The sequence below is a fragment of the Ruegeria sp. HKCCA5491 genome, from assembly GCF_013034565.1.
In the GTDB taxonomy this organism is placed as follows: Bacteria; Pseudomonadota; Alphaproteobacteria; order Rhodobacterales; family Rhodobacteraceae; genus Ruegeria.
Genome location: NZ_WQGG01000002.1, coordinates 128754 through 154885, shown reverse-complemented (window position 1 = coordinate 154885; position 26132 = coordinate 128754). Strand labels below are relative to the sequence as shown.

Here is a 26132-nt window from a genome sequence, read left to right as displayed (position 1 = left end):
CCCGCACGCACCGAAGTCAACCCGGCAAATTACGCGACATCGCTTAGGACACGCGCCAGTTCGAACAAACGGCGGCGCTGATTTTCGGGGATCGCGTAATAGGACCGGACCAGGTCCAGCGCTTCTTTGTCGCCCATCAGATCGGCAGGTACAGACTTCTTGCCGGCTGTGTCTTTCTCGGTCTCTTCCAGACCTTCAAAGAAAAAACTGACGGGAACATCCAATGCTTCGGCAATATCCCACAGACGAGAGGCGCTGATCCGATTGGCGCCGGTCTCGTATTTTTGGATCTGTTGAAACTTAATACCAACCTGCTGCGCCAGCTGCTGCTGGGTCATGCCTATCAGCCAGCGGCGATGCCGGACGCGTTTGCCCACATGGACATCGACGTGATGAGTCATTGGTATTCTCCTCTCCTACACACAACCACAGGGGGCGCGCGACCGCTTTCACTGCCGCATCACTAGTGAGCTGTGCTTAACCACTCCCTAATTTGGATCATGCCCCCAAATCAGCACCATAGCGCAATATTGCTTCTTTTGGTTATTTTTTCAAGAAGGTTGAATCTTCGTCCGGTAACAAAGGTTTATGGTTGTACGGGTCCACCAAAGCCTGCACGTGCACTTATTACATATAATGTTCAATATTGAGATTTCCGCCCCAATTGTCTCGTGGGGTAAACGATTGACATTCGCAGGCCAAAACGAATCTATGCACATAAAATACGGAGCGTGATCATGCTGGCCTATAGAATTCAATCCAAAGGGGCTGAGGCCCAACTTTGCAACTTGCCCCAGCCCGAACCCGGCCCCGGCGAAATACGCATCCGGATCAAGGCCTGTGGTTTGAATTTTGCCGACCTTCTGATGCAGAAAGGCACGTATCAGGACACACCTGATGCGCCGTTCACTCAGGGCATGGAAATCGCAGGTGTCGTAGATTCACTGGGCGCAGACGTCACGCATCTGTGCCCCGGAGATCGCGTGGCGGTGTATTCTGGCCAAGGCGGACTGGCTGAGTTCGGTGTTTTCGACGCCGCTCGCGCGATTTCATTGCCCGACTCGATGAGCTTTGAAGACGCAGCAGCGATCCAGATTGCCTACGGCACAAGCCATATCGCGCTGGACCATCGCGCGCGCCTTCAGCCCGGTGAAACGCTGTTGGTCACCGGTGCGGCTGGGGGCGTGGGCCTGACGGCTGTCGAGATCGGTAAACTGATGGGGGCGACGGTCATCGCGCAGGCGCGCGGCGCCGACAAGCTTGAAGTGGCCCGGGCCGCTGGCGCTGACCATCTGATCGACGCATCGGAAGACCTGCGTGAGCGGGTTCGGGAATTGGGCGGGGCAGATGTTGTTTACGACGCGATTGGCGGAGAGGTTTTCAAAGCGGCGTTTCGCGCGACAAACCCCGAGGGCCGCCTGCTTCCGATCGGTTTCGCCGGTGGGGATGTTCCCCAAATCCCCGCAAATCACATGTTGGTCAAAAACCTGACCGTGATCGGCTTCTACATTGGCGGATACTTAAAATTCCGCCCCCAGATCGTTCAGAACAGCTTTGACACCTTGTTTCGGTGGCATACTGAAGGCCGGATCAAGCCCCACATCAGCCACACCCTGCCTTTGGCCGAGGTCGAAAAAGGGTTGCAGCTTTTGCGGGACCGCACCGCGACAGGCAAAGTCGTGATAACCCCCTAGCCCACTACTGCCTTCAACTGCGTCCCACCAACCAGACGGAAATTCTGCCGAACCAAAGAGGCCAATGCCTCAACAACCGCGCCGCGACCGGCTTCACCGCCATAGAGGTTGATCATGTGCGCCGGCAGTTCCGGCAAAACGCCCCCGTCGTCAATTTGCGCAAGATGCGCCGCTTCGGTTCCGTCCAGCATCGCATGAACGGCCAGATCCGCGCTGACCGTCGCTTCGATCGTGCGGTCGTTTTCGGTTTCGACCGACAGCTCCCACGGGATTTCTGCTTCGTCCAAGGCCGCGATCACTTGCGGGCGGAACAAACACCGACGACCAAGCGCCAAGGGTAAAGGGCGTTTGCGCCAGGCAGAGCCGCCGGGGGCCCCTATCCAACGCAGCGGAAGCTCGGCAATTGTTTCGGCCCCATCGCCGACAGACGCTTCTGTTGTCAGGATCAGGTCGCACTCTCCCTTTTTGTACATATCCTTCAGTTGCAGCGAATAGGACGACACCAACTGAACACGCACGCGCGGGAAATCGGCATTGAAGCGTTGCAGTACCCGAGGGATGGCCGGGTAGACGATGTCATGGGGCACACCCAAAACAACTTCTCCTTCAAATGCCTGATCCGTGAGCTTCGAAATCACCTCATCATTCAGGGAGATCATGCGACGGGCATAGGCCAGCAACTGTTCGCCAGACGCGGTCAACGCAATCGTTCTGCCGCTGCGGTCCAGCAATTCAAGCCCCAGCAGTTCCTCCAGACGTTTCAATTGCATGGAAACGGCGGATTGCGTCAGGTGCAAAAACCCTGCCGCCCGCGTCACACCGCCCTGATCGGCAACCGCCACGAAAGAGCGCAACGTGGTGATGTCCAGATTTCGCATGTTCACGATTCCTTATGCATCAGTTCATAAATATTCATTTTTAAAATGTGTCATATCGAGCCATATAAATCAAGGAAGTTGATAAGACCGACGCAAACCATCGAAATTCACGGAAAGGACATAATCTATGACCCAATTAACACTCGCTTCGAATTGCAATCCACGCAGCCGTTTTGCAGTAACTTCTCTTTGGGACGCGCTGTCGCTCATGCGTCAACGCCGCGCCCTTGGCCAACTGGACGACCGGGCGTTAGAGGATATTGGAATCACAAGAGAACAAGCCCAATCAGAGGCAACCCGTCATATTTGGGACGCACCGGAGTTCTGGCAAAAGTGACCATAGAATGCATCTTTTTTCGCTGAATGGCGGCCCGTGTCAGCAGGCCGCCATTTTTGTAGCGTGTTTTAGCCAGTTTCCGGTGTTAAACCCTTGAAACGTAGCTCGCACTTGCCGATATTTGCGTGGAACGCGCACTGATTTCAGGGCGCAACAAGAATAAGTAAAGGGAGACCCTTTAATGGCACAATTTGACACGATCCGGACAGCGGCCGGTGCTCGCGCTGCCGAGATTGATGAGGGCCTGCGCGCCCATATGAACAAAGTCTACGGCACAATGTCCGTTGGCATGCTGATCACCTTTGCTGCGGCTTGGGCGATTGCTGGTCTTGCAACAACAACCGATCCGTCGGCCGCCGCCGCTCAGCTAAGCGCCAACAAATACCTGACCTCGTTCGGCGCAACGCTTTTCGCGTCGCCCCTGAAGTGGGTCATCATGTTTGCACCGCTGGCCTTTGTTTTTGGCTTCAGCGCCGGAATCAATCGCCTGTCCGCATCGGGCGCTCAGTCGGTCTTTTACTTGTTCGCCGCCGTCATGGGTGTGTCTATCAGCTGGATTTTCTTGGTCTTTACCGGTCAGTCGATCATTCAGGTCTTTCTGATCACGTCGATCGCCTTTGCCGGTCTGTCGCTGTACGGATACACCACCAAGAAAGACCTGTCCGCAATGGGCACGTTCCTGATCATGGGCGTTATCGGCCTGATCGTCGCGTCCATCGTGAACATCTTCATCGCCTCTTCCGCGGTGGCCTTCGCAATTTCGGTGATTGGCGTTCTGATCTTTGCTGGTCTGACGGCCTATGACACGCAGAACATCAAAACCACCTACCTGCAGATGGCGCACTCGGGCGATCAGGAATGGTTGGGCAAAGCCGCGATCATGGGCGCGCTGAGCCTGTATCTGGACTTTATCAACATGTTCATGTTCCTGCTGCAACTCTTCGGCAACCGGGAATAACAGACGAACAAGCTTCGGCTTTTTGGGGCGGGCCGTTGGGTCCGCCCTTTTCTTTTGGCCAGTGATGCAAGATTTTCCTGTGGCGCACTGCCCCCATTACGTCAAGCAGGGCAAGAAAAAGCCCCCACCGATTGGTGGAGGCTCTGTCAGCTATATGTGATTTGCTCTTAGCTACAGTTCAAAGGAACCGCAAAGCCCGAGCTGCGCTGCGACGAACCTTTGCGGAACACGTCACCTGCTGCAAGGCATCCGGTAAACTGTTCGGCATTCTGGCCGAACGCTGCGCCAATTTGATTGTCGACCCGGGTACTGTTGTTTTCCGTGCGCAGGACGCCATAGAGCGTGCCGTTTACGCTTACAGTGCTCAGGAACATGTTCGTGGACAATCCGGTCAGAACAACCGAGTTGGTGTCGCTGCGTCCGCCATTATCAATGGCAACCCGAGCAAGTTTCTGCGGATCGGTCTCACCGGAAGTCACCCGGATCGGCGGCAACACGGCCAATTCTGCGGGTACGTTGGTTGCCCGAGGCAGGAAAGCCACGGCTCCGGGGACATCAGACAAGGTTCGTGGTTCACCATCGATACCCGTGAACCCGACCCCCTGACGGTTGTAAGGGTCTTCACAAGCCGCAAGGGCCAACACAGTGATTGTGGATAACAAGATTTTTTTCATGACGGCCAACATTTTGGAACGAGTTGTTGAAGCGTAGTGGCAAGCCATTCAAAAAAGCAACCCATGCCCCATTCGATTGATCTGACCGCTGATGCTTCGTTGCAACGCGTGCTTTTCGATCGAGGGTCCGTTTTTTGTCTACCACCCCATCATATTGCAAAGAAAAAGGGGCCTGCAGCAGCAGACCCCTGAACTTTGTCCAAGCTGGACGGCAGATTACTTAATCTTGCCTTCCTTGTACTCGACATGCTTCCGAGCGACCGGATCGTATTTACGAACGGTCATCTTCTCGGTCATGGTGCGCGCGTTCTTCTTGGTCACGTAGAAGTGGCCCGTGCCCGCGGTCGAGTTCAGGCGGATCTTGATTGTCGTCGGCTTCGCCATGGTTATCTCCTGCGTCCGAAAAGGCAGGGCCTTTCGGTTGAATTCCTATGAGCGTGCGCTTTTACGCCCTGCACCGCCCATGTCAAGCGCAATCGCACCTGATAACCAGCCTAAGCGGGATTGGCATCAGACGGACGGGTTGGCGAGCTGAAACAAGACTGAATCTGACCCGAATTAACTGCACGGAGCGCACTCCGCAGCACTTTCTGCATCAAATCCGATGATCCATGATCGGTATCCGCCCGAATCGCGCCCTGCCCTCAGGATGTCAGATTTGGCGATCCGTTTAGTCTTAGAGGTCGCGGAAAAAGCGGCATCTCAATAAAATGATTTATGGCGAAAACCCCCAAAGTTTGTGGCAATCACTTAACCGTGATAACTTCCCCTCAGTTCCAAAATCGAAGAAGCCCCCGAACGGCTCGGTTTCGAGGCACCAAAAACAGGCAAGCACCAATGACAGCGGTGTTTGTAGCTATATTTTATTGGGGGGACATCATGACGGAATGGGCGATTCAGGGCGAAGAACTGGCCAATTGCAACTGCAACTTCGGGTGCCCGTGCCAGTTCAGTGTGTTGCCGACGCACGGCAATTGCGAGGCGGTCGTCGCGTATGACATTCAATCCGGGCATTACGGGGACACCGATCTGGCTGGGCTGCGCGCGGCAGGCGTCTACTACTGGCCGGGCCCCATCCACGAAGGCAATGGCCAGATGCAATTGATCATCGACGAAAGCGCCTCGGCGGATCAAAGGGCTGCTTTGGAAGCCATCATGAAAGGCGAAGACACCGACGAGATGGCGACCTTCTGGTACGTCTACAGCGCGATGGCACCGAAAAAACACGAAACACTTTACCTTCCGATTGAGTTGGATTGGTCCCGCGAAGACCGCAAGGGTTATGCAAAGGTAAAAGGTATCTTCGATCTTGAGGTGAACCCGATCCCTCATATCGTTTCCGGGCTGCCGCATCGAGCGTCCATCCAACTGCCCAACGGTTTTGAGTATCGGCACGCTGAGTCCGCATCCGGGACAACAAAAACCACGGGTGGGGAAATCAGCCTGACCTTTGATGCGACGCACGCGCATCTGGCCCACCTCAATATCTCTGGCCACGGCGTAATCGGCGCGTGATACCCAGCCGATATGACCTCTGAGACAAATCAATCGCACGCAGGAGCAGTAGATTACGTTCTGCGGCGGGACAGCGGCGTCGTATTGCTTTGCGTCACCCTGATCGTGTTGGCGGCCGCGTGGTACACCATTGTCGGCATCGGGATGAACATGACCGCCGTCGAGATGACCCGCATGGCCGGGCCAATTGGCGAACCTATGCAGATGGGCGGACGAGTCGTCTGGTCCCTGCCCTACACCATCCTGATATTCCTCATGTGGTGGGTCATGATGATCGCGATGATGACGCCCAGCGCCGCCCCAACCGTGCTATTGTACGCCGCCATCAAGCGTATGGGGCCGGATAAGAAGCGCACGACATGGCTCAGCCTGGTTTTTCTAAGCGGCTACCTCGTCGCTTGGGCTGTGTTCAGCGCGCTTGCGACTGGTGGGCAATGGGGGCTGGAGCAGATTGGTTTGTCGGACGGTCCTATGATGACGATCCGGTCCAAGGTGTTTTCCGGGTGTGTTTTGCTGGCAGCGGGTCTGTATCAATTGTCCAGTCTGAAGTCCGCATGTCTTCGACACTGCCGCAGCCCGGCCCAGTTTCTGGCCGAGCACAACCGACCCGGCGCAACGGGTGCCTTTCGCGTGGGCGCAGTGCACGGGGCATATTGTCTGGGCTGCTGCTGGGCGTTGATGCTGCTGCTGTTCGTCGGAGGCGTGATGAACCTCTACTGGATTGTCGGTATTGCTATTTATGTGGGGCTGGAAAAGCTCCTGCCGCGTGCGCGATGGCTAGGCCCCGCAACCGGGATTGCCCTGATCGTTGCGGGTCTGTGGCTGATTGGAAGCGCAATTGCTGTGGGGACTTAAAGTAAAAATACGCGCGGAGGGCCTGTAAGCCGGATCTTGTTCCAGGGTTGCCCCCTTCGATGACCATTCCTCTAGGCCGTGCATTGCTGCGCGGCTCAAGCTGCCAACCCGGTCCCTCTCGGCCAAGACGCGCTTAGCGGCGGTATCGGCTTGCGCCGACCGGCCCGCGCGGGGACCCTATTTGGCATTGCTCCCGGTGGGGCTTGCCGTGCCGCCCCTGTTACCAGGGGCGCGGTGGGCTCTTACCCCACCGTTTCACCCTTACCTTTGACCGAAGCCGCAGGCGGTCTGATTTCTGTGGCGCTTTCCGTCGGGTTGCCCCGCCCGGGCGTTACCCGGCACCGTTGTCTTGTGGAGTCCGGACTTTCCTCTCGGGCCTAGGCCCCAGCGGCCATCCGGCCCTCCGCGCAGTGCGGTGGGTATGCTTTGGGTTGGGTGGCGTCAAGGGGTTAGGACGTGAAGGGGCCAGCCCCTTCTTGGCCTGCGGCCAATTCAACCCCGGGATATTTTTGGCCAGATGAAGAGCGGATCAGCTTGATCCGGTCTTCTCTATTAGCGGAGTGAGGTCGTCGGGTGTCAGAGGTCCCCTAGCCCAAGGTCGATATCGAAGGCGAACTGTATTTAGAAGTGTCTCATCGTCGACGTTTGCGGTGAAACCAGCCGCGCGCGCCGAGCTTATGAACTCTTGCATTTCAGCGATCTGTGGGGGCTGACCTTTACCGCGCGGCTTTGCTAGCCCCTGATGCTCGAGCCGTTGCCAGTCAAATCGGGAACCCGGGTCCAGCTTGCGGCCGGGCGCCATATCAGAATGGCCGATGACGCCCTTGGGGGGGATCTTCCATCTGTGTAAAAGAGCGGTCAGAAGACGCTCAAGAACCATCATCTGCGGCTCAGCGAACGGGTGGTCGCCGCGATTATCGAGTTCGATGCCGATTGACCGGGAGTTGATGTCGGCCTGACCATGCCATTCTCCTGCTCCGGCGTGCCAGGCGCGATCCTTTTCTCGCACCATCTGCCAAAGTTTACCGTCTGAACCGATCAGGAAATGGGCGGAAACTTCGTGTTGCGGATCGCATAGGCGCTTTAAGGCGCCCTGCGCGCTGTCCATTGCGGTGTAGTGGATAACCACCATCGACGGCTTCAAACCGCCCCGGCGTTCCCCGAAATTGGGTGACGGGTGCCAGATTGGGTTAAGGTCAGTTGTTGACGGCACTGCGGAACGCGCTTGGGTCCCAACCACATGCGTAGCCGTCCCCGTCCGGGTCCAGCCCTTTGCGATCGCGCTGGGGGCCGCCACTTGCGAGGAATTCGATCTGTGCCTGATCTGACGACGGATACCGGGCGCAATTACGTTGCGCCTTGGCCTGCAGGTTAAACCCCGCGCGGCTGTAAAGCTGTGTGCCAACCGGGTTCGATGTATTCAGAGCGTATTGCACGATATTGGGCTGACCATCCGTGCCCCGTTGCGGCACGGCGGTCGGTGCCACAACTTCGTAGGTTTGGCGATTTTGCTCGATCCGGGCCGCGTCGGATTCAATGGTACGGCGCCCGGACACGGCCTCAAAATCCTGCTCGTCCGAAATCGCGTTATTGCTTGCGAATGGCGTCGTCGCAGGAACCGAGGTGTTGGCCAGGGCCACAGCAGTTGCCGACGCGATATCCGCGTTCTCTCCGGTTGGTGGAAGCGGATCGCCGGGGGCGCCAAGCTGTTGTTCGGTCACATCAACTGGTCCCAGCAAGGGGTTACCAGTCAGCCCTTGCCCAGCCAATTCAGCCTCGCGCTGCGCCTGATATTGCGGCGTATTGAAGCTTGTGCTCTGTATCGGGGCCACCGTATTGCAGGCGGCCACCAAGCCAATGGCGGGAATCAGAAGCGTAAGGCGCATTCGGCTGCTCCGTTTTAAGTCGTCTTGCCTGAACCGAGATTTACCACCATTTGCCCGGCTTGGCTACAAAACCCGCCGCGTTTTCCAGCGCGTAAGCCGTGTTCAGCAGATCGCCTTCGTCCCATGGACGACCGATCAGTTGAAGGCCAAGCGGCAAGCCCTGCGCATCCAGACCCGCAGGTACCGAAATGCCCGGAAGACCAGCCAAGTTTACGGTCACGGTAAAGACGTCGTTAAGATACATCTGCACCGGATCGGCCTCGGTCATCTCACCAAGACCAAACGAGGCCGACGGGGTGGCCGGGGTCAGTATCGCGTCGACACCTGCGGCAAAGACGTCTTCGAAGTCTTTCTTGATCAGGGTGCGAACACGGCGGGCGCGGTTGTAATATGCGTCGTAGAAACCTGCCGACAGTACGTAGGTGCCAACCATCACGCGGCGCTGGACCTCGTGACCGAAACCTTCAGCGCGGGTTTTCTCGTACATCTCGGTGATGCCGTCGCCCTGCGCCAGCGTCGCGCGGCGGCCATAGCGGACACCGTCATAGCGCGCGAGGTTCGAGGACGCCTCGGCCGGGGCAATCACGTAGTAGGCTGGCAGCGCGTATTTGGTGTGCGGCAGCGAGATATCGACGATCTCGGCCCCCGCGTCCTTGAGCATTGCCGCGCCGTCGGACCAGAGCTTTTCGATCTCGGCAGGCATACCGTCCATGCGGTATTCTTTCGGGATACCGATTTTCTTGCCCTTGATATCGCCGGTCAGCATCGCCTCAAAGTTGGGCACGGCCAGCTCGGCGCTGGTGGAATCCTTTGGGTCGTGGCCGCACATGGTTTCCAGCATGATTGCCGCGTCGCGCACGTTCTTTGTCATCGGACCAGCCTGATCCAGCGAGGACGCAAAGGCCACGATGCCCCAGCGTGAGCAGCGCCCGTAGGTGGGCTTGATGCCGGTGATCCCGGTGAAGGCCGCAGGCTGACGGATCGAACCGCCGGTATCTGTACCGGTCGCGGCCAGACACAGATCAGCGGCCACAGCCGAGGCCGACCCACCGGACGAGCCGCCCGGTGTCAATTGCGCATCGTCATTGCCGCGTCGCCACGGGCTGACGGCATTGCCGTAGACCGAGGTTTCATTGGACGAACCCATGGCGAATTCATCCATATTCAGCTTGCCCAGCATCACAGCGCCCGCATCGGCCAATTGCTGTGAAACAGTTGATTCATACTCGGGCTTAAAGCCTTCCAGAATCTTCGACGCCGCCTGCGAAGGAACACCCTTGGTGCAGAACAGATCCTTGATGCCGATCGGCAGACCGCACATGGCAGGCGCGTCGCCTTCTTTGATTCGGGCATCCGCAGCCTTGGCGCGCTCCAGAGCAATCTCAGGTGTTTTGTGGACGAAGGCGTTCAGCGCGTCTGCGTCATCAATGGCCTTCAGGCAGGATTCGGTCAGCTCGACCGAGGTCACATCACCCTTGCGCAGCGCGTCGCGGGCCTCGGACAGACCCAGTTTATTCAGATCGCTCATGTCTTACTCCACCACTTTGGGGACTGCGAAAAAGCCCTCGCGCGCGTCGGGGGCGTTGGCCAGAACTTTGTCCTGCTGATTTCCGTCGGTGACCACATCCTCACGACGTTTCAGGCGCATCGGCTCGACCGAGACCATCGGTTCGACGCCTTCGACATCCACTTCGTTAAGCTGTTCGATAAACCCAAGGATGGTGTTGAATTCGGATGCCAGCGCAGGCAGCGCATCATCCTCGACCTTGATCCGGGCCAGTTTAGCCACCTTTGCGGCAGTGCTTTGGTCAATCGACATCGGAAAACCTCATATGCGTTAGGGGGCGTTTACCTGTCTGATGCTTCGGTCGCAAGGGCACCGCTTAGCTGATCTGAGACTACGGCGCAGAGTTTTCCAGGGTGATCATTCATTTTTGCATTTCGGGTATGTGAAGAAGTGAACCGATTAGTTCACTTTTGATCTTGAAAAAATAAACTGAACTGTTCATTTCAATAGCACAACACAGCCATCACCGGAGTAAGACGATGAAAACCCTCATGACTGCCTTTGTATTGGCAACCACGGTTCTTGCCGCGCAAGCCCATGCGTTTGGGCCAACAATGGACAGCATGTTTCCAGATCTGAGCTTCCCCGATCAGGTCTCGGAACCGGTATCACAAGATAAGGCGAAGCCTGCCAGCTAGTTTGCCCGCTTCGTCCGGGCCGGGTACTCCTCTCCCCGGCCCGAAAATTCATTTGGCTGCTGCACGCAACGCGGCAACTCGATAGGGTAGCTTTGGATATACGGCCAGACATGACCGCTGAACCGGCACAACAACGGAGCACCCAATGAGCCCCCGCAAGCAAGCAGTACTGGACGCAATAGATGCGGCCAACGCCAAGGACCCCAATCTGGAAGACGGCCAGCCCGCCGCCCTGCTCTATGGTCAGCGCATGAGTGCCGAGCTGGACAGGTTATTTCCGGACGCCTCGGATGCGCTGACAATTGCCGCGCGCGGTCAGCACGTTGAACGCTGGAAACTGGCGCGTACCGAATTCCCGGAAGGGCGTGCAGGATATTTGGCCTGGCGAAAAGCGCAGGGCGTGCATCATGCCGAGATTGTCATGGGCCTGATGGAGCTGAGCGAATATGGCGCCGAAAATACCGAAGCGGCCGGTCGGATGCTGCGCAAACAGGGACTCAAGCGCGATGACGAGGTTCAGGCACTTGAGGACGTGATCTGCTTCGTTTTCCTAAAATGGTATTTTGCCCCTTTCGCTGCCAAACACTCGGCTGAAAAAATTCAAAGCATTGTCGAAAAGACAGCCCGCAAGATGTCAGCCGAAGGCCGCTCACGTGTGCTGGAAGAATTTGACCTGCCCGCAAACCTTGCCACTGCTTTTCAAGCCTGAGACGTTCGTTTCAGGTGCCTGCGATATACTTCGATCATCCAGCCCAACATGGTCGCGTTCAAGATGTGCCACATGAAATGCGTTCCAGTTTCGAATTGAACGCAGATCGGTTCATCCAGTGCGCGGAACGTAATTGAGGCAATCAGGATCACAGCACCAAACGCCAGCCCTGCTGCCGTCTCGGGAAACCTACGGCGCAGGAAGACTGCGTAGATCAGGATCAGCAGCGGAACCGGCGCGTAAGCCGCCGACCCGCCCAGACCGGGCACCAGTTGAAAGACCGGGATTGTCGCAGTGGAATAGGGTACAAACAGCGCGGTGGCGACACCGGCATAAAGCGGACGCATTTGCCAGACGTCGCGATTGATCGCGTATATATAGACCAGAATATACAGCAGGATTGGCGCCACGTCCGCCAGTGCTGCCCAAACCTGCGCATGGGTGTGAAACAGGTAGCTGCCCAATCCGATCGCGGCCAGAATCACCACCAATGCCACTGCCAGCGGCATCCCCTGCCCGCGCACCCGCCTCCACATGATGAAAGCGGCGACGATAAATGCGGCGTTTGTCACCGCATTGATCGGCTCTGCCCAATAGTCGGGCGACAATCTCTCGCAATATCCGTCAATTTCCCGAAACCAATCCATGAAATTTTACATAGCCGATGCTAGGTTAATGCCAACAGTCTGTTTCGGAGGATTTTTTCATGAATATCATTTGGCTGGGCCACGGCAGTTTCCGCATCGAGACCGGAGGGCAAGTGCTGCTGATCGACCCTTGGCTGACCGGTAACCCCGTTCTGCCCGAGGATCAGCACGACGCGGCCCTTGACGGCGCGACGCATATCCTTCTGACACATACGCATTTCGACCACGTGGCCGATGTAGTCTCGCTGGCCAAACACCTCAAGGTTCCGGTTGTGGGTCAGTACGACCTGATGGGGTACTGGAGCGAGTCCGAGGGGATTGAGACCGTAGGCTTCAACAAAGGCGGCACTGTGAACTTGAACGGGGTGATGGTGTCGATGGTTCCGGCCTCGCATAGCTCGACCTTTTCCACACCCGACGGACTGCGTACCGGCGGCAGCGAGGTCGGGTTCATGATCGCGGGGGATGGTCACATGCTATATGTGTCAGGTGACACAGGTATCATGGCCGACATGGACTGGATGGGGGATTATTACAAACCCGACATCGGCATTCTGTCGGCAGGCGGACACTTTACCATGGACATGAAGGGCGCAGCTTACGCCGCCAAGCGCTATTTCAACTTCAAGACCGTGATCCCCTGCCACTACAAGACTTTCCCGATTCTGGAACAATCGGCGCGGCCTTTGGTCGAGGGCTTGCCCGGCGTCGATGTAATCGAGCCCGAAGTGATGCAGCCCATCAAGTTATAAAAAAACCTATAGGCCGGGCTTCAGCCCGGCACATCCCCCCGACGCGCCGCGAAGAATGCCTTTAGCAGTTCGGCAGCTTCCTGCGCTGCGATACCATCATAGACTTCGGGCACATGGTGCGCCTGCGAATGGGTGAAAACCCGCGCGCCATGGGCCACGCCACCCGATTTCGGGTCAGCCGCGCCGTAGTAGATCCGCCGGATACGCGCCGCAGCTAAAGCCGCCGCACACATCGCACAAGGCTCCAGCGTGACGTACAGGTCATGATCCGGCAAACGCTCGGACCCAACAGCGGCACAGGCTGCGCGCAAGGCAAGGATTTCGGCGTGTGCAGTCGGGTCGTTCATCTCGCGCGTGCGGTTGCCTGCTGCGGCCACGACGCGATCGCCTGCGACAATCACGGCCCCCACTGGAACCTCACCCCGGTCTGCCGCGGCGCGTGCCTCTTGCAGTGCGATATTCATGAATGATCTGAACTCCATGCCTTTGACTGCATCAGAAACGCGTCTTTCGCAAGGCAACGGGATGCGCTATGGGCTGCGGATGAGCAAAACCCCTCCTCCCGGCGACCGGATCGCCAAAGTGATTGCCCGCGCGGGCGTTGCCTCGCGCCGTGAAGCCGAACGCATGATCGAAGCCGGTCGTGTGAGCGTGAATGGCAAGACCATCACCAGCCCCGCCCTGAACGTCACCGGCAAAGACAAGATCACCGTGGACGGCAAGCCGGTGTCCGAACCCGAGCCGTCGCGCCTGTGGCTTTATCATAAACCACCGGGTCTGGTGACGACGACACGGGACGAAAAGGGCCGCGCGACGATCTTCGACAACCTGCCTGAGGACATGCCCCGCGTCATGAGTGTCGGACGGCTGGACCTGAATTCAGAAGGGTTGCTGCTGCTGACGAATGACGGCGGCATCAAGCGTAAGCTGGAGCTGCCCTCGACCGGCTGGCTGCGCAATTACCGCGTGCGGGTGAATGGTCGCCCCAAGGACGAAGACTTCGCCCCCCTGCGCAAGGGTCTGGTGATCGACGGCGAACGGTTTCTGCCGATGGATGTCTCGCTGGACCGTCAACAGGGCGCAAACGCATGGCTGACAATCGGTCTTCGTGAAGGCAAGAACCGCGAAATTCGCCGCGCGATGGAGGATATCGGCTATGCCGTGAACCGGCTGTTGCGTGTATCATATGGCCCATTCCAACTGGGCAATCTAAAGCCCGGCGAAGTCGAAGAAATCCGACGCCGCGTGATGCGCGATCAACTTGGTTTAGACGCTGATCCCGCAACTCCGGCCAAACGCCCCGCGCGGCCGCAAAGAAAACGTGCGCCCATCGGCAAGAAACCTCGCAAGTGACGCCAGTTAAACAACCTTCCCCCTAGCTTCGCAGGGTCCCTTGCCCTAGATTTTCCAGTAGGAAAGTCTTTGGGGGGCGTCATGTCCGGTACCGGAGTACAAAAACTGGCCTATGTGGTCCTACTTGTACTGCTCTTCGGTGTTTGCACCGGCGTACTTGGGGGCTTGTGAGCAGATGGCCAAACGCTATGGCGGAAAATTTAGTCCTCAGGGCGACGCTTCTCAGCCAGACCAACCCGCGCGCGGTCAATTCGACGGCGCGCGCGTAGAACCTGCGGGCGCGCGCGCAAACCTGCTTTTCCTGCCTGCCGTGCCGCTGGTGTTCCTATCGCTCAACGATGGCGCGGTTGGAATGACGATCGGATTGATCGCGGCGGGCGTTCTGACTGCGGCAGCGTTCCTTTTGCGTGAAGGCTTGCGCGCCGAAGCCGCGTATAACGCGCGCCGCGTTGCGCGAAAGCCCGCATTTCCACGAAAAATTTTCGCAAGTATTCTCACCGGCCTCGGCGCAGCGCTGGCCTCCTATCGTTCCGAATTTTTGGACGCGGCCTCTGCGTCTGAGGTCAGCTTGATCGCGCCAATCCTGTTTGGCTGTGTGGCGACGGTATTGCATTCGGTTTCCTTCGGGTTTGATCCGCTTTCAGACAAAGGGATGGAAGGCGTCGACACATTCCAGCAAGACCGCGTTGCGCGGGTTGTAGAAGATGCCGAACAGCACCTGACTGAGATGACAGACGCCATTAAGCGCGCTGGCGACCGAAGGATCGAGGCCCGCGTGGAACAGTTTCAGGACACCGCCAGAGATTTGTTTCGAACCGTCGAAGAAGACCCCCGCGATCTGGCCGGGGCGCGCAAATACATGACTGTATATTTACAGGGCGCGCGGGATGCGACGATTAAGTTTGCTGATGTGTATGCACGTACCCGCGACGCGCAGGCATTGGCTGACTATTCGGCCCTTTTGGATGATCTTGAACAGAATTTCGCGGCGCGAACCCGTAAATTGCTTTTGGATGACCGCAGCGACCTGACTGTTGAAATTGACGTGCTGCGCGAAAGGTTGCAGCGCGAAGGGGTTCGGTTGGATTGACCGGCCATTTTTTGAGAAAGGATTTCAAATGTCCAATGAGATCAAGAACAAGGCGGTAGAAGCAGAAACGCTTGTGCAGGAAGTAACGGCCGTCGCGCTGCCCGAACCTGCAGCCGAAGTGGTTTCGCTGGAAGAAGCAGATGAACCCGTCAGCGCGGAAATTCGCAAACGCATGGACGAGATTGACATGGACAACACGAATTCGATTGTCGCGTTCGGTTCATCCGCCCAGGCCGAGTTGCAGGAAATCAGCCAGGCGATGCTGGCAGACGTACGAAACAAGGACGTCGGCCCAGCCGGAGACAGCCTGCGCAATATCGTCACCACGATCCGGGGATTCTCGGTTAGTGAACTGGATGTGCGCCGTGAAAGAAGCTGGTGGGAAAAGCTGATCGGAAAAGCGGCCCCATTTGCAAAGTTCACCGCGCAATACGAAGAGGTCCAGGGCCAAATCGACAAGATCACCGACGACTTGCTGGGGCATGAACACACGTTGCTCAAGGACATCAAGTCGCTGGATTTACTGTATGAAAAGACGCTTAGTTTCTATGACGAACTTGCGCTTTACATCGCCGCTGGCGAAGAAAAGCTGACCGAGCTGGACAGCCATGACATTCCTGAAAAGGAAGCGGAAGTTAACGCCGCGCCCGAAGAAGAACAGGTGATGAAGGCGCAGGAATTGCGCGACATGCGCGCTGCCCGTGACGATCTGGAGCGCCGGGTCCACGACCTGAAGCTGACGCGGCAGGTGACGATGCAATCTCTGCCCTCGATCCGGTTGGTGCAGGAAAACGACAAGTCGCTTGTAACCAAGATCAACTCGACATTGGTAAACACCGTCCCGCTGTGGGAGACTCAACTTGCGCAGGCCGTCACCATCCAGCGCAGCGCGGAAGCAGCCTCGGCTGTGCGGGATGCGAATGATCTGACCAACGAGTTGCTGACATCCAACGCGGCCAACCTGCGGCAATCGAACAAGATGATCCGCGAGGAAATGGAACGTGGCGTATTTGATATCGAAGCGGTCAAACAGGCCAATGCCGACCTGATCGGGACGATTAACGAAAGCCTGGCAATTGCAGACGAAGGCAAAGCGCGACGCGCAGCCGCGGAACAAGAATTGCAAAAGATGGAGGCCGAGTTGCGCGATACTTTGGCCTCGGCCAAAGCACGCAAGGACGGCACTGGCGACAACGCCGGCAACGCTGTGCCGGGATAACCGAATGCGGAGACCGGGATTTCCAAAAGCTGTTCTGGGCATTGTTTCGCTGTTGGCGCTGGCCAATTGTGATGAGACACTGACGTCTTCCGTCGTCCCTGAAACGCGGCCTGCGCCCCCAGCACCTGCGGCGAATGCCTATGTCGCTCCGTCTGCCGCAAGCCAGGACCTTGCGCGATTTTATGAACGGGTTGAGCGTGATCTGCTGACACGCGGTTTGCTACGCACCGATGGCGGCGGACCGGACACCCCGTTCGATGCAGACGACTTGGCGCGGAACTTTGAAGCTATCGCTTTCTACAGCGAATATCCCGATCACGCGGTCGCAGCATCGTCCCGGCAGACAGACGGGCAACTCAGTCGCTGGTCGGGGCCTGTGAGGGTACAGACAGAGTTCGGTCCCTCGGTCTTGCCTGCCACACGCACGCAAGATGCAACCGAGGTTGAATCCTTTACCGCACGGCTGGCAAAACTGACCGGGCACCCGATCTCGGTCGTGAATCGCCGCGCAAACTTTCACGTCTTTTTCGCAGGCAAGGATGACAGCGCCTACGTCGTGACCCGTCTGAAAGAACTGATCCCGAATATCAGTCAGGCCTCGCTGGAACTGGTTGCCAATCCGCGCGCGAATATCGACTGTTTCGTCTTTGCCTCAGCCACAAGTTCTTCACCATATAAATACGTGCGTGCCGTCACCTTGATCCGAACCGAGTTGCCGGAATTGCTGCGTCGTAGCTGCATCCACGAAGAAATTGCACAAGGGTTGGGATTGTCGAACGACAGCCCTGCAGCGCGGCCTTCGATTTTCAACGATGATGATGAATTTGCGCTGTTGACCAGCCATGACGAAAAGCTTCTGACCATGCTGTATGATCCGCGCCTCGAACCCGGCGTGACGGTGGATAGCGCGCGCCCGGTGGTCCGGATTATTGCACGCGAATTAATGGGCCAGCCGCTCTGAGCCCCCTGAAAGGAGACCCCAAATGGGTATTTTCGATTTTCTGACCGGCGAATTTATTGACGTCATTCACTGGGTCGATGACACCCGCGACACAATGGTTTGGCGGTTCGAGCGTGAAGGTCATGAGATCAAATACGGGGCCAAACTGACCGTGCGCGAAGGTCAGGCCGCCGTGTTCGTGCATGAAGGACAATTGGCGGATGTGTTCACGCCGGGCCTTTATATGCTTGAGACCAACAACATGCCGATCCTGACAACCCTGCAGCATTGGGATCACGGGTTCCAGTCACCGTTCAAGTCCGAGATCTATTTCGTCAACACCACCCGGTTCAACGACCTGAAATGGGGCACCAAGAACCCTATCATGCTGCGCGACCCCGAATTCGGACCGACCCGAATTCGCGCGTTCGGAACCTATACAATCCGCGTCAAAGATCCGGCGAAATTCATGGTCGAGATTGTCGGCACTGATGGCGAATTCACGATGGATGAGATCAGCTTTCAGATCCGCAACATCATCGTGCAGGAATTCAGCCGCGTGATCGCCGGATCGGGCATTCCGGTTTTGGACATGGCCGCCAACACCGCGGATTTGGGCAAGCTGATCGCGGCCGAAGTCTCACCGGTATTGGACAGCTACGGGCTGGAGATGCCCGAGTTTTACATTGAGAATATCTCGCTTCCGCCTGCGGTCGAGGCGGCGCTGGACAAGCGCACGTCAATGGGGCTGGCGGGCGATCTGGGTAAGTTCACGCAATATTCAGCGGCCGAGGCAATGACAGCGGCTGCCAACAATCCCGGTCAGGGCGGCGGTATGGGCGCAGGTCTTGGAATGGGCATGGGAATGGCGATGGCCCAGCAGATGTCGAACATGGCAGCGGGTCAACAGAGCGGCCCGTGGGGAAGCCCCGCCCCCGCTGCCCCGCAACCGTCGGCGCACGCGGCACCACCGCCCCCGCCACCCGTCGAACATGTCTGGCATATCGCCGTGGATGGGCAGACCAGCGGACCATTCTCGAAAGCTAAGATGGGACGCATGGCCGCCGAGGGTGAAGTCACACGCGACACCCACGTTTGGACAGCAGGTCAGGATGGGTGGAAAAAGGCCGGCGATGTCCAGGAGCTTGCTCAGTTGTTCACCATCCTGCCACCACCTCCGCCGGGGACCTGATCCGGTCCGCGTTTGTTTTTGATGAACGAGGGGGCAACATGACCAAAGAGCACAGATTTCCCTGCGATCAATGCGGTGCGGACTATCGGTTCAATCCGGGCGACGGAACGCTGACGTGCGATCATTGCGGCCATTCCCAGAGCATCGCCGCCGGTCCTTGGGGCGGCGCAACCCTGAAGGAGCTGGATTTCAACGCCGCCCTGTCAGAAAACCTGCCGGAAGGTGAAATCGAAGAAACCCGCGTTCTGACGTGCCCCAATTGCGCAGCTCAAGTCGAGTTTGACCCCGACACCCATGCAGCGGAATGTCCGTTTTGCGCCACCCCAGTGGTCACAGGTACCGGCGTCAGCCGACATATCAAGCCACGCGGTGTTCTGCCCTTTGCACTGGACGAGCGTTCCGCGCACAAAGCGATGGGGGATTGGCTTGGTCGTTTGTGGTTCGCGCCCAATGGTCTCAAGGACTATGCCCGCAAAGGGCGCAAGATGCAGGGTATCTACGTACCCTACTGGACATTTGACGCGGATACGCAATCCTCTTACCGGGGCGAGCGCGGGACGGTTTATTACGAAACCCACACGGTGATGCGCGACGGAAAGCGGGTGCAGCAGCAGGTCGCCAAGATCCGCTGGTCACCAAAATCGGGACAGGTCGCGCGCTTTTTCGATGACGTTCTGGTCCTGGCTTCTCGATCCCTGCCCAAAAGCTATACCGATGCGTTGGAACCCTGGGACCTACCTGCGCTGGAACCTTATCAACCCGAGTATCTGGCGGGCTTTCGTGCTGAGGCTTACACCGTCGAACTGAACGAAGGTTATACAGAGGCTCGGGGGTATATGGCTCGTGTGATTGAACGTGACGTTCGGTTCGATATTGGTGGTGATCGCCAACGCATTCATTCGGTCGATACGGACGTTCGGGATGTGACCTTCAAGCATATTCTGCTGCCGGTCTGGATGGCCGCCTACAAGTACCGTGGCCAGACCTATCGGTTTGTTGTCAACGGACGTACCGGTCGGGTTCAAGGTGAGCGTCCATGGTCGGCGATCAAGATCACGATCGCGGTTGTTGTCGGCCTGCTGGTCGCGGCAGGGGTTGGGTATCTGCTGGCGACTGGGCAACAGTGATCGGGCGAACGGCATCAGGACCGGTTTCGCCGTTTAAGCGCTTGAACATCCTCAAACCACACGCCATCCTCGCCCCGTCGACGCCGATGGGGAGGCCAGTGTGACGTTATCGGACCTGAACACGCTATTGGCTGCGCGCCACTCCTGTCGGGCATTCCGCCCCGATCCGGTTCCACGGGAACACATCGAGCAAATCCTGATCAGCGCAGGCCGTGTGCCCAGTTGGTGCAATGCACAACCTTGGAATGTCGTGGTCACCAGCGGCACTGAAACCGAGCGTTTTCGCAATGCCCTGCGAGAGGAGGCAATGTCCGGCGCGCCAGCCCCTGACCTGCCCTTCCCCACATCCTATTCGGGCGTCTATCGGGATCGCCGCCGAGAATGCGGGTGGGCCCTTTATGAAGCCGTCGGCGTGGAACGTGGCGACCGCGCGGCTTCGGCACGACAAATGATGGAGAACTTTACTCTGTTTGATGCGCCGCACTGTGTGATCTTGTCTAGCCCGGCTGAGCTTGGGCCTTATGGGGCGATGGATTGCGGCGGGTTCGTCACCGCTTTTACGCTTGCAGCCCAAGCCCTTGGCGTGGCCACCATTCCGCAAGCGGCAGTTGCAAGTTATGGCCCGTTCCTGCACCGCTATTTTGACATCCCGGAAGACCGTCTGATCCTGTGCGCGATATCCTTTGGCTATGCCGACAAAGACCACCCGGCTAACGGTTTTCGTACGGATCGCGCCAGCCCGGACGCTTTTGTCGACTGGCTCGGCTAAGAGCATTTTGGAGAAACAGATTGCGCGCAGTATTACAACGGGTCTCTCACGCCAAGGTTTCGGTGGATGGCGACGTGATTGGTCGAACTGGCCCCGGCCTCATGGTGCTTGTTTGTGCAATGCAGGAAGATGACGAGGCGTCTGCACAGCGGCTTGCGACCAAAATCTCCAAGCTACGCATATTCAAGGATGATGCAGGCAAGATGAACCGGTCCGTTCTGGATATTAGCGGATCCGCTCTTGTGATCAGTCAGTTCACGCTGGCCGCTGACACATCGCGCGGAAATCGTCCCGGGTTCTCAGAAGCTGCCTCGCCTGAGCTTGGTAAGCATCTGTACGAGGTGTTCGCTGCAAAGTTGAGTAGTCTCGGGATTCCTACGGAAACAGGGCAGTTCGGGGCGGATATGGCAGTGGAGCTGGTCAATGATGGCCCCGTCACGATTTGGGTAGAAAGCTGATGGATCAAAAACAACGTGCAATTCGCATCTGGCAAGCCGGTGTGGATGCAGTCGGCGGGCACGCGGCGACCACAGCAGTCTTGGACAGCATTGCGGCACCCGATCAAATTCTGGCCGTTGGGAAACCCGCCGCAGCGATGGCGCGAGCCGCGCTGGAACATTTTGGGCCTAAACCGACATTGGTTGTCACCAAAGATGATCACGGACGCGATCTGCCTGACCATGCGACGATTATAGAAGCCGCACACCCCGTGCCGAATTCTCGCAGCCTTGACGGGGGCCGCGCCCTACGTGAGGCGGTAGAAGCGATGGGCCCTGCCTCGCATTTGCTGCTGTTGGTGTCAGGCGGTGCATCCTCGCTTGCCGACGATCTTGTCCCCGGCAAAACGCTTGCTGATTTGGAGCAGTTGAACCAAAAGCTGCTGTCTGAAGGGCTGGACATAACGGCCATGAACGCCGAGCGTCGCAAGCTGTCGCGCATCAAGGGCGGTGGGCTTCTCTCGCATTTTCGCGGCGACAGGGCGACTGTACTTGCGATTTCTGACGTGCCCGGCGATGACCTGAATGTCATCGGGTCGGGAATTGGTGCATTGCCCGACGCGCCAAAGTTTCAAGCCTCGACTCAGATCGTGGCCTCTAACGCCATTGCCCGGGCTGCTGCGGTTGCTGCCGCAAAGTCAGAAGGCTGCGATGTGATTGCGAATGAAGAATGCTTGCACGATGACTATCTGAGCGTCGCAAGTCAGTTGGGACAACGTCTGCGCGACATGCCGAAAGGCGTCATGGTCTTTGGCGGAGAACCAACGGTTGTTCTGCCCAAAAAACCCGGACGCGGTGGGCGCAATCAGGCGCTGGCGCTGGCCTTGGCCAAAGAGGTTTCGGGCATTCCTGGCATAACGATAGTGGTTGGTGGCACTGATGGAACGGACGGCCCGACAAACGCAGCGGGGGCCGTGATTGATGGGGCCACCTGGAATCCAACAGCGGAAGAATTTCTGAAAAACGCCGATAGCGGCAGCTATCTGGATCAGGTTGGGGCCTTGCTGGTTACGGGTCCGACCGGGACAAACGTAATGGACTTGCTTGTCGCAATCCGCACGTAGTTTGACGATTTTCAATGGACCGAGAAAATCAAAGACGCTGAGACTGAGACAATGACGCCCAATCCCAATACGCTGTACGATATTCAGGATCTGCCGGATGTCGGCATTCACATGCCGGACGGTTGCCGCCTTTCGGCGCGAATCTGGATGCCCGAAAAAGCTACCGAGACCCCCGTTCCCGCCATTCTGGAATTTTTACCGTATCGCAAACGCGACGGGACCGCGACACGCGACGCGCTGACCCATCCCTGGTTTGCCAAACGCGGTTACGCCTGTATTCGTGTCGACATGCGCGGCAATGGCGACAGCGAAGGGCTGATGGAAGATGAATATACCCAGCAGGAACTGGACGATGCAGTCGCGACGATCGAATGGTTGACGAAACAGCCTTGGTGCACGGGCAGCGTCGGCATGATGGGTATCAGTTGGGGCGGCTTCAATGCATTGCAGGTCGCGGCCATGCAGCCCGAGGCGCTGAAGGCGATCATCACGCTCTGTTCGACGGCTGATCGCTATGCGGATGACATCCATTACAAGGGCGGTTGCCTGCTGAATGAAAACCTCGGATGGGGCGCGACAATGTGGTCCTATTCTTCGCGCGCGCCCGATCCGGCCTTACGCCCGAATTGGCGTCAACTTTGGCTGGACCGGCTTGAGAATGAACCGTTCCTGCCCTCGGTTTGGCTCCGCCATCAAACGCGGGATGCGTATTGGCAGCATGGCTCGGTTTGCGAGGACTTCAGCGCGATCCAAGCTGCGACTTTGGCCGTCGGGGGCTGGGGCGACGCGTACAAAAACACGGTTCCCTTGCTGGTTGAGCAGTTGAAGTCCCCGGCCAAAGGCATCGTTGGGCCTTGGGTCCACAAGTACCCGCATTTCGCCGTGCCCGAACCCCGGATCGGGTTTCTACAAGAAGCGTTGCGCTGGTGGGACCACTGGCTGAAAGATGCAGATACCGGGGTTGAGAGCGACCCGGATTACCGCGCGTATCTGATGGACGGGGTTCGCCCGCAACGCTGGTACAACGACCGCCCCGGGCGCTGGATCGCTGAGAATGAAGGCGCCACATCCCATTTGCCGACGCAAGATTGGCACCTGACCGATTCCGGAATGGGCGCGTCGGGTCCTATGGATGTCAGGGTCCGTTCGCCTCAGACATGCGGCATGGAAAGCGGTGAGTATTGCGCCATCTGGCTTGGTCCGGACATGCCAGGTGACCAGCGTACAGACGATGCCATGTCCGCCTGTTTTGACGGCGAACCATTGGGGGCGGATCTTGATATCGTCGGTGCACCCCGCATTCGGTTGCGGATCAGCGCAGACCGACCTCAGGCGCAGGTTGCCATACGTCTGAATCACCTGCACCCGGACGGGGCCTCTACGCGCATCACATATGGCGTGTTAAATCTGTCCCATCGCGACAGCCATGCCCAACCTGCCCCCTTGTCCCCCGGCGTCGCGTATGATGTCACGCTGGATCTGGACCACATCGCCTATCGGGTTCCGAAAGGTCACCGCCTACGCATGGCTGTTTCAAGTGCCTATTGGCCCTTGATCTGGCCGTCGCCGGAGCCGGTTGAACTACATCTGACTAAGGGCGAAGTCTCGATCCCTGTTCGTCCGACAGAAACAGATGAATATGTTTTCCCGCCCCCCGAATCCGAGGCGCCGCGTGACGCCACCATCCTACGCAAGGCCCAAAACAACAGACGTGTCGAAACGGATATGAACACCGGTGAGACCCGCCTGATCATCGAAGATGACTTTGGCCTGACAAAGGACAATCACCACGGCCTGACAAATGGCGGAACCGCTTACGAATGCTGGTCGATCCACCCGGATGACCCTCTTTCAGCCAAAGGGCATTGCCTCTGGACGCAGGAATTGCAGCGGGACGGTATTGAATTGCGAACCGAAACATCCTGTCTAATGTGGTCAGATCACACTAGTTTCTTCCTCAGGGCGAAATTGACAGCCTATGAGGGGGAGGTTGAGGTGTTTTCGAAGGAACTGGAGGATACCATACCGCGCAACCAGATGTGATTTTTCGGGCTGAAAAGGTAAGACATTTATCCTTGCTCAGAAGCGCGAATTGCGCCTAACTTGACTCATGCGTCAATAAAAGCCCGCAAAGGGCCAAAAATATCCAACCAATTGGGAGATCATTGGATGAACGAACAACTCACTCACATGACCAAAGAGGTCACAGCGGGCAAGCTGACCCGCCGCGAATTCATGGGGAAAGCTGCGGCCTTGGGTGTATCGACAGCGATGGCCAGCACACTGTTCGCAGATGCTGCACGCGCGGCAGGCCCGAAAAAAGGCGGTGATCTGAAATTTGGTCTGCAAGGCGGCGAATCGACCAACTCGCTTGATCCGGCAACCTATGCAAGCTCGGTTCCGTTCCAAAACGGCAAGCAATTCGGCGACCAACTGGTCGAAGTTGCGCCTGACGGCTCGATCGAACCGCGCCTTGCTGAAAGCGTTGAAGGCAGCGCCGACGCTAAGGTCTGGACCTTCAAGCTGCGTCAGGGCGTGGAATTCCATAACGGCAAAACCATGACCAGCGAAGACGTGCTGAAGACGATGGAGCGCCATTCGAACGAAGACTCCAAGTCTGGTGCTTTGGGCATCATGAAGGGCATCGAGTCGATGAAGGCCGATGGCGACAACTTCCAGGTCACGCTGACCGAACCGAACGCCGACCTTCCTTACCTGATGGCCGATTATCACCTGATCGTTCAGCCCGATGGCGGCATGGACAACCCAGGCGCGGGTATCGGCACCGGCCCATACCAGTTGGAAGTCGATGAGCCCGGCGTGCGCCACGTGTTCAAGAAGTTCGCCAACCACTGGAACCCGGATTTCGGCAATTTCGACAGCGTCGAAGTGGTCGTCATCAACGATGCCACTGCGCGTACCGCTGCGCTGCAATCCGGTCAGGTTCACGCGATCAACCGAGTCGAGCCCAAAGTCGCAGACCTGCTGGGTCGTGCGCCCAACCTGACCGTACACTCGACGGCCGGTCGTGGGCACTATGTGTTCATCATGCATTGCGACACTGCACCGTTCGACCAGAATGAGCTGCGTCTGGCACTTAAGCACGCAATCAATCGTCAGGAACTGGTGGACAAAGTTCTGCGTGGCTATGGCACCATCGGGAACGACATGCCAATCAACGCGGCCTATCCGCTGTTCGATGGTTCGATCCCGCAGCGTGAATTCAGCCTCGAAAAAGCGGCCGAGCACTATAAGAAGTCCGGCCATGACGGCTCGCCGATCATTCTGCGTGTTGCAGACGGCGCCTTCCCCGGTGCTGTCGACGCGGCGGCGCTGTTCCAGCAGACCGCAGCGCAAGCTGGTATCCCGCTGGAAATCAAGCGCGAGCCCAATGACGGCTATTGGTCCGAAGTCTGGAACGTACAGCCTTTCTGCGCCTCGTACTGGGGTGGCCGTCCGGTGCAGGATCAGATGTACGCAACCGCGTATCTGTCGACAGCGGATTGGAACGACACGCGCTTCAAGGTCCCGGCCTTTGACGAGATGCTGTTCCAGGCCCGTGCAGAGCTGGATAACGACAAGCGTAAGGACATCTACAGCCAGATGGGTCAGATGGTCCGCGACGAAGGCGGCCTGATCTGCCCGATGTTCAACGACTTTGTCGAAGGCATCAGCAACCAGCTTGCCGGGTGGGATTCCGATCCGACCCAAGAGATGATGAACGGCAACGTTTCTCGTAAGATGTGGTTCGCCTGATACGGGTCACGGATT

Annotated in this window: 29 protein-coding genes and 1 other RNA gene; 19 read left to right on the top strand and 11 right to left on the bottom strand. The window is 57.7% G+C overall.

Annotated elements, in window-relative coordinates:
* Positions 1 to 29: 29 nt before the first annotated feature.
* Positions 30 to 401 (bottom strand): helix-turn-helix domain-containing protein, encoded by a 372-nt coding sequence (locus GOV88_RS04505; protein WP_171120458.1) that lies wholly within the window; start codon positions 399 to 401, stop codon positions 30 to 32.
* A 336-nt stretch (positions 402 to 737) separates the two neighbouring features.
* Here GOV88_RS04505 and GOV88_RS04500 point away from each other — a divergent pair, with 336 nt between their 5' ends.
* On the top strand, positions 738 to 1694 hold the full coding sequence (locus tag GOV88_RS04500) for an NADPH:quinone oxidoreductase family protein (protein WP_171239658.1): 957 nt from the start codon (positions 738 to 740) through the stop codon (positions 1692 to 1694).
* Here the strand turns inward: GOV88_RS04500 and GOV88_RS04495 are convergent.
* Positions 1691 to 2572 (bottom strand): LysR family transcriptional regulator, encoded by an 882-nt coding sequence (locus GOV88_RS04495; protein WP_171239657.1) that lies wholly within the window; start codon positions 2570 to 2572, stop codon positions 1691 to 1693. The two genes, GOV88_RS04500 and GOV88_RS04495, sit on opposite strands and share 4 nt — an antisense overlap.
* Before the next feature lie 127 nt (positions 2573 to 2699).
* Between GOV88_RS04495 and GOV88_RS04490 the strand changes: the two genes are divergently transcribed.
* A complete protein-coding gene (locus GOV88_RS04490; RefSeq protein ID WP_171239656.1) occupies positions 2700 to 2909 on the top strand; it encodes a DUF1127 domain-containing protein in 210 nt (69 codons plus the stop codon).
* 181 nt (positions 2910 to 3090) lie between these two features.
* On the top strand, positions 3091 to 3867 hold the full coding sequence (locus GOV88_RS04485; protein ID WP_171120451.1) for a Bax inhibitor-1/YccA family protein: 777 nt from the start codon (positions 3091 to 3093) through the stop codon (positions 3865 to 3867).
* Positions 3868 to 4034: 167 nt separating this feature from the next.
* On the opposite strand, the gene GOV88_RS04480 is transcribed toward GOV88_RS04485, so the two are convergent.
* On the bottom strand, positions 4035 to 4541 hold the full coding sequence (locus tag GOV88_RS04480; protein ID WP_171120450.1) for a hypothetical protein: 507 nt from the start codon (positions 4539 to 4541) through the stop codon (positions 4035 to 4037).
* Between the two features lie 216 nt (positions 4542 to 4757).
* Positions 4758 to 4925, bottom strand: coding sequence for a 50S ribosomal protein L33 (gene rpmG, locus GOV88_RS04475; RefSeq protein WP_005630270.1), 168 nt, complete (start codon positions 4923 to 4925; stop codon positions 4758 to 4760).
* Between the two features lie 495 nt (positions 4926 to 5420).
* Between rpmG and GOV88_RS04470 the strand changes: the two genes are divergently transcribed.
* Positions 5421 to 6056: a DUF1326 domain-containing protein gene (locus tag GOV88_RS04470; RefSeq protein ID WP_171212273.1), complete on the top strand. Its 636-nt coding sequence runs from the start codon at positions 5421 to 5423 to the stop codon at positions 6054 to 6056.
* A 12-nt stretch (positions 6057 to 6068) separates the two neighbouring features.
* Positions 6069 to 6911 carry a DUF2182 domain-containing protein gene (locus GOV88_RS04465; protein WP_171239655.1) on the top strand — a complete coding sequence of 281 codons (843 nt, stop codon included), beginning with the start codon at positions 6069 to 6071 and terminating at the stop codon, positions 6909 to 6911.
* A gap of 9 nt (positions 6912 to 6920) precedes the next feature.
* On the opposite strand, the gene rnpB is transcribed toward GOV88_RS04465, so the two are convergent.
* The 5 genes from rnpB to gatC all read right to left on the bottom strand — a co-directional run bounded on the left by rnpB (position 6921) and on the right by gatC (position 10616).
* Positions 6921 to 7318: RNase P RNA component class A (gene rnpB / locus GOV88_RS04460), an RNA gene on the bottom strand.
* 122 nt (positions 7319 to 7440) lie between these two features.
* On the bottom strand, positions 7441 to 8124 hold the full coding sequence (locus GOV88_RS04455; protein WP_371808215.1) for an N-acetylmuramoyl-L-alanine amidase: 684 nt from the start codon (positions 8122 to 8124) through the stop codon (positions 7441 to 7443).
* On the bottom strand, positions 8108 to 8797 hold the full coding sequence (locus GOV88_RS04450) for a hypothetical protein (RefSeq protein WP_171239654.1): 690 nt from the start codon (positions 8795 to 8797) through the stop codon (positions 8108 to 8110). The genes GOV88_RS04455 and GOV88_RS04450 overlap by 17 nt, the downstream gene beginning before the upstream one ends.
* A gap of 40 nt (positions 8798 to 8837) precedes the next feature.
* The gene (gene gatA / locus GOV88_RS04445) at positions 8838 to 10325 is read right to left on the bottom strand and encodes an Asp-tRNA(Asn)/Glu-tRNA(Gln) amidotransferase subunit GatA (protein ID WP_171120443.1); all 1488 of its coding nucleotides are present in this window, start codon (positions 10323 to 10325) and stop codon (positions 8838 to 8840) included.
* Between the two features lie 3 nt (positions 10326 to 10328).
* Positions 10329 to 10616, bottom strand: coding sequence for an Asp-tRNA(Asn)/Glu-tRNA(Gln) amidotransferase subunit GatC (gatC, locus tag GOV88_RS04440; RefSeq protein ID WP_170325838.1), 288 nt, complete (start codon positions 10614 to 10616; stop codon positions 10329 to 10331).
* 227 nt (positions 10617 to 10843) lie between these two features.
* On the opposite strand from gatC, the gene GOV88_RS04435 reads away from it, so the two are divergent.
* The gene (locus GOV88_RS04435) at positions 10844 to 11002 is read left to right on the top strand and encodes a hypothetical protein (protein ID WP_171120441.1); all 159 of its coding nucleotides are present in this window, start codon (positions 10844 to 10846) and stop codon (positions 11000 to 11002) included.
* Positions 11003 to 11147: 145 nt separating this feature from the next.
* Positions 11148 to 11711, top strand: coding sequence for a DUF4202 domain-containing protein (locus tag GOV88_RS04430; protein WP_171239653.1), 564 nt, complete (start codon positions 11148 to 11150; stop codon positions 11709 to 11711).
* On the opposite strand, the gene GOV88_RS04425 is transcribed toward GOV88_RS04430, so the two are convergent.
* A complete protein-coding gene (locus GOV88_RS04425) occupies positions 11702 to 12358 on the bottom strand; it encodes a ceramidase domain-containing protein (RefSeq protein ID WP_171120438.1) in 657 nt (218 codons plus the stop codon). The genes GOV88_RS04430 and GOV88_RS04425 overlap by 10 nt on opposite strands.
* A 59-nt stretch (positions 12359 to 12417) precedes the next feature.
* Between GOV88_RS04425 and GOV88_RS04420 the strand changes: the two genes are divergently transcribed.
* Positions 12418 to 13110 (top strand): metal-dependent hydrolase, encoded by a 693-nt coding sequence (locus GOV88_RS04420; protein WP_171239652.1) that lies wholly within the window; start codon positions 12418 to 12420, stop codon positions 13108 to 13110.
* 20 nt (positions 13111 to 13130) lie between these two features.
* Here the strand turns inward: GOV88_RS04420 and GOV88_RS04415 are convergent, their stop codons facing one another.
* Positions 13131 to 13592, bottom strand: coding sequence for a nucleoside deaminase (locus GOV88_RS04415; protein WP_171120433.1), 462 nt, complete (start codon positions 13590 to 13592; stop codon positions 13131 to 13133).
* Between GOV88_RS04415 and GOV88_RS04410 the strand changes: the two genes are divergently transcribed.
* The 11 genes from GOV88_RS04410 to GOV88_RS04360 all read left to right on the top strand — a co-directional run bounded on the left by GOV88_RS04410 (position 13573) and on the right by GOV88_RS04360 (position 26117).
* Positions 13573 to 14463, top strand: coding sequence for a pseudouridine synthase (locus GOV88_RS04410; RefSeq protein ID WP_254449163.1), 891 nt, complete (start codon positions 13573 to 13575; stop codon positions 14461 to 14463). The two genes, GOV88_RS04415 and GOV88_RS04410, sit on opposite strands and share 20 nt — an antisense overlap.
* Before the next feature lie 175 nt (positions 14464 to 14638).
* Entirely contained in the window at positions 14639 to 15553 is a 915-nt protein-coding gene (locus GOV88_RS04405) for a 5-bromo-4-chloroindolyl phosphate hydrolysis family protein (protein WP_171120431.1), read from the top strand.
* 28 nt (positions 15554 to 15581) lie between these two features.
* A complete protein-coding gene (locus GOV88_RS04400; RefSeq protein WP_171120429.1) occupies positions 15582 to 16772 on the top strand; it encodes a toxic anion resistance protein in 1191 nt (396 codons plus the stop codon).
* Between the two features lie 4 nt (positions 16773 to 16776).
* Positions 16777 to 17733, top strand: coding sequence for a DUF2927 domain-containing protein (locus GOV88_RS04395; protein ID WP_171120428.1), 957 nt, complete (start codon positions 16777 to 16779; stop codon positions 17731 to 17733).
* A gap of 22 nt (positions 17734 to 17755) precedes the next feature.
* Positions 17756 to 18904: an SPFH domain-containing protein gene (locus GOV88_RS04390; RefSeq protein WP_171120426.1), complete on the top strand. Its 1149-nt coding sequence runs from the start codon at positions 17756 to 17758 to the stop codon at positions 18902 to 18904.
* Positions 18905 to 18942: 38 nt separating this feature from the next.
* The gene (locus GOV88_RS04385; protein ID WP_171239651.1) at positions 18943 to 20031 is read left to right on the top strand and encodes a TFIIB-type zinc finger domain-containing protein; all 1089 of its coding nucleotides are present in this window, start codon (positions 18943 to 18945) and stop codon (positions 20029 to 20031) included.
* Between the two features lie 100 nt (positions 20032 to 20131).
* Positions 20132 to 20800, top strand: a complete 669-nt coding sequence (locus GOV88_RS04380; protein ID WP_171120422.1) for a nitroreductase — start codon at positions 20132 to 20134, stop codon at positions 20798 to 20800.
* 20 nt (positions 20801 to 20820) lie between these two features.
* Complete coding sequence (gene dtd, locus GOV88_RS04375) at positions 20821 to 21258, top strand: D-aminoacyl-tRNA deacylase (protein WP_171239650.1); 438 nt, start codon at positions 20821 to 20823, stop codon at positions 21256 to 21258.
* Positions 21258 to 22361 carry a DUF4147 domain-containing protein gene (locus GOV88_RS04370; protein WP_171239649.1) on the top strand — a complete coding sequence of 368 codons (1104 nt, stop codon included), beginning with the start codon at positions 21258 to 21260 and terminating at the stop codon, positions 22359 to 22361. The genes dtd and GOV88_RS04370 overlap by 1 nt, the downstream gene beginning before the upstream one ends.
* Positions 22362 to 22412: 51 nt before the next feature.
* Complete coding sequence (locus GOV88_RS04365) at positions 22413 to 24404, top strand: CocE/NonD family hydrolase (RefSeq protein WP_171239648.1); 1992 nt, start codon at positions 22413 to 22415, stop codon at positions 24402 to 24404.
* A 126-nt stretch (positions 24405 to 24530) separates the two neighbouring features.
* Complete coding sequence (locus GOV88_RS04360) at positions 24531 to 26117, top strand: ABC transporter substrate-binding protein (RefSeq protein ID WP_171122342.1); 1587 nt, start codon at positions 24531 to 24533, stop codon at positions 26115 to 26117.
* The last annotated feature ends 15 nt before the right edge of the window (positions 26118 to 26132 follow it).

Bases quoted from the DNA above. Each gene is read 5' to 3' on its own strand.
- GOV88_RS04360 (WP_171122342.1), top strand. From the start codon at position 24,531: ATGAACGAACAACTCACTCACATGACCAAAGAGGTCACAGCGGGCAAG.
- GOV88_RS04365 (WP_171239648.1), top strand. From the start codon at position 22,413: ATGACGCCCAATCCCAATACGCTGTACGATATTCAGGATCTGCCGGAT.
- GOV88_RS04490 (WP_171239656.1), top strand. From the start codon at position 2,700: ATGACCCAATTAACACTCGCTTCGAATTGCAATCCACGCAGCCGTTTT.
- gatA (WP_171120443.1), bottom strand. From the start codon at position 10,325: ATGAGCGATCTGAATAAACTGGGTCTGTCCGAGGCCCGCGACGCGCTG.
- GOV88_RS04500 (WP_171239658.1), top strand. From the start codon at position 738: ATGCTGGCCTATAGAATTCAATCCAAAGGGGCTGAGGCCCAACTTTGC.
- GOV88_RS04425 (WP_171120438.1), bottom strand. From the start codon at position 12,358: ATGGATTGGTTTCGGGAAATTGACGGATATTGCGAGAGATTGTCGCCC.
- GOV88_RS04415 (WP_171120433.1), bottom strand. From the start codon at position 13,592: ATGGAGTTCAGATCATTCATGAATATCGCACTGCAAGAGGCACGCGCC.
- GOV88_RS04400 (WP_171120429.1), top strand. From the start codon at position 15,582: ATGTCCAATGAGATCAAGAACAAGGCGGTAGAAGCAGAAACGCTTGTG.
- gatC (WP_170325838.1), bottom strand. From the start codon at position 10,616: ATGTCGATTGACCAAAGCACTGCCGCAAAGGTGGCTAAACTGGCCCGG.
- GOV88_RS04435 (WP_171120441.1), top strand. From the start codon at position 10,844: ATGAAAACCCTCATGACTGCCTTTGTATTGGCAACCACGGTTCTTGCC.
- GOV88_RS04465 (WP_171239655.1), top strand. From the start codon at position 6,069: ATGACCTCTGAGACAAATCAATCGCACGCAGGAGCAGTAGATTACGTT.
- GOV88_RS04450 (WP_171239654.1), bottom strand. From the start codon at position 8,797: ATGCGCCTTACGCTTCTGATTCCCGCCATTGGCTTGGTGGCCGCCTGC.
- GOV88_RS04495 (WP_171239657.1), bottom strand. From the start codon at position 2,572: ATGCGAAATCTGGACATCACCACGTTGCGCTCTTTCGTGGCGGTTGCC.
- GOV88_RS04390 (WP_171120426.1), top strand. From the start codon at position 17,756: ATGGGTATTTTCGATTTTCTGACCGGCGAATTTATTGACGTCATTCAC.
- GOV88_RS04405 (WP_171120431.1), top strand. From the start codon at position 14,639: ATGGCCAAACGCTATGGCGGAAAATTTAGTCCTCAGGGCGACGCTTCT.
- GOV88_RS04430 (WP_171239653.1), top strand. From the start codon at position 11,148: ATGAGCCCCCGCAAGCAAGCAGTACTGGACGCAATAGATGCGGCCAAC.
- GOV88_RS04370 (WP_171239649.1), top strand. From the start codon at position 21,258: ATGGATCAAAAACAACGTGCAATTCGCATCTGGCAAGCCGGTGTGGAT.
- GOV88_RS04505 (WP_171120458.1), bottom strand. From the start codon at position 401: ATGACTCATCACGTCGATGTCCATGTGGGCAAACGCGTCCGGCATCGC.
- GOV88_RS04410 (WP_254449163.1), top strand. From the start codon at position 13,573: ATGAATGATCTGAACTCCATGCCTTTGACTGCATCAGAAACGCGTCTT.
- GOV88_RS04485 (WP_171120451.1), top strand. From the start codon at position 3,091: ATGGCACAATTTGACACGATCCGGACAGCGGCCGGTGCTCGCGCTGCC.
- GOV88_RS04470 (WP_171212273.1), top strand. From the start codon at position 5,421: ATGACGGAATGGGCGATTCAGGGCGAAGAACTGGCCAATTGCAACTGC.
- GOV88_RS04385 (WP_171239651.1), top strand. From the start codon at position 18,943: ATGACCAAAGAGCACAGATTTCCCTGCGATCAATGCGGTGCGGACTAT.
- GOV88_RS04480 (WP_171120450.1), bottom strand. From the start codon at position 4,541: ATGAAAAAAATCTTGTTATCCACAATCACTGTGTTGGCCCTTGCGGCT.
- GOV88_RS04420 (WP_171239652.1), top strand. From the start codon at position 12,418: ATGAATATCATTTGGCTGGGCCACGGCAGTTTCCGCATCGAGACCGGA.
- GOV88_RS04395 (WP_171120428.1), top strand. From the start codon at position 16,777: ATGCGGAGACCGGGATTTCCAAAAGCTGTTCTGGGCATTGTTTCGCTG.
- rpmG (WP_005630270.1), bottom strand. From the start codon at position 4,925: ATGGCGAAGCCGACGACAATCAAGATCCGCCTGAACTCGACCGCGGGC.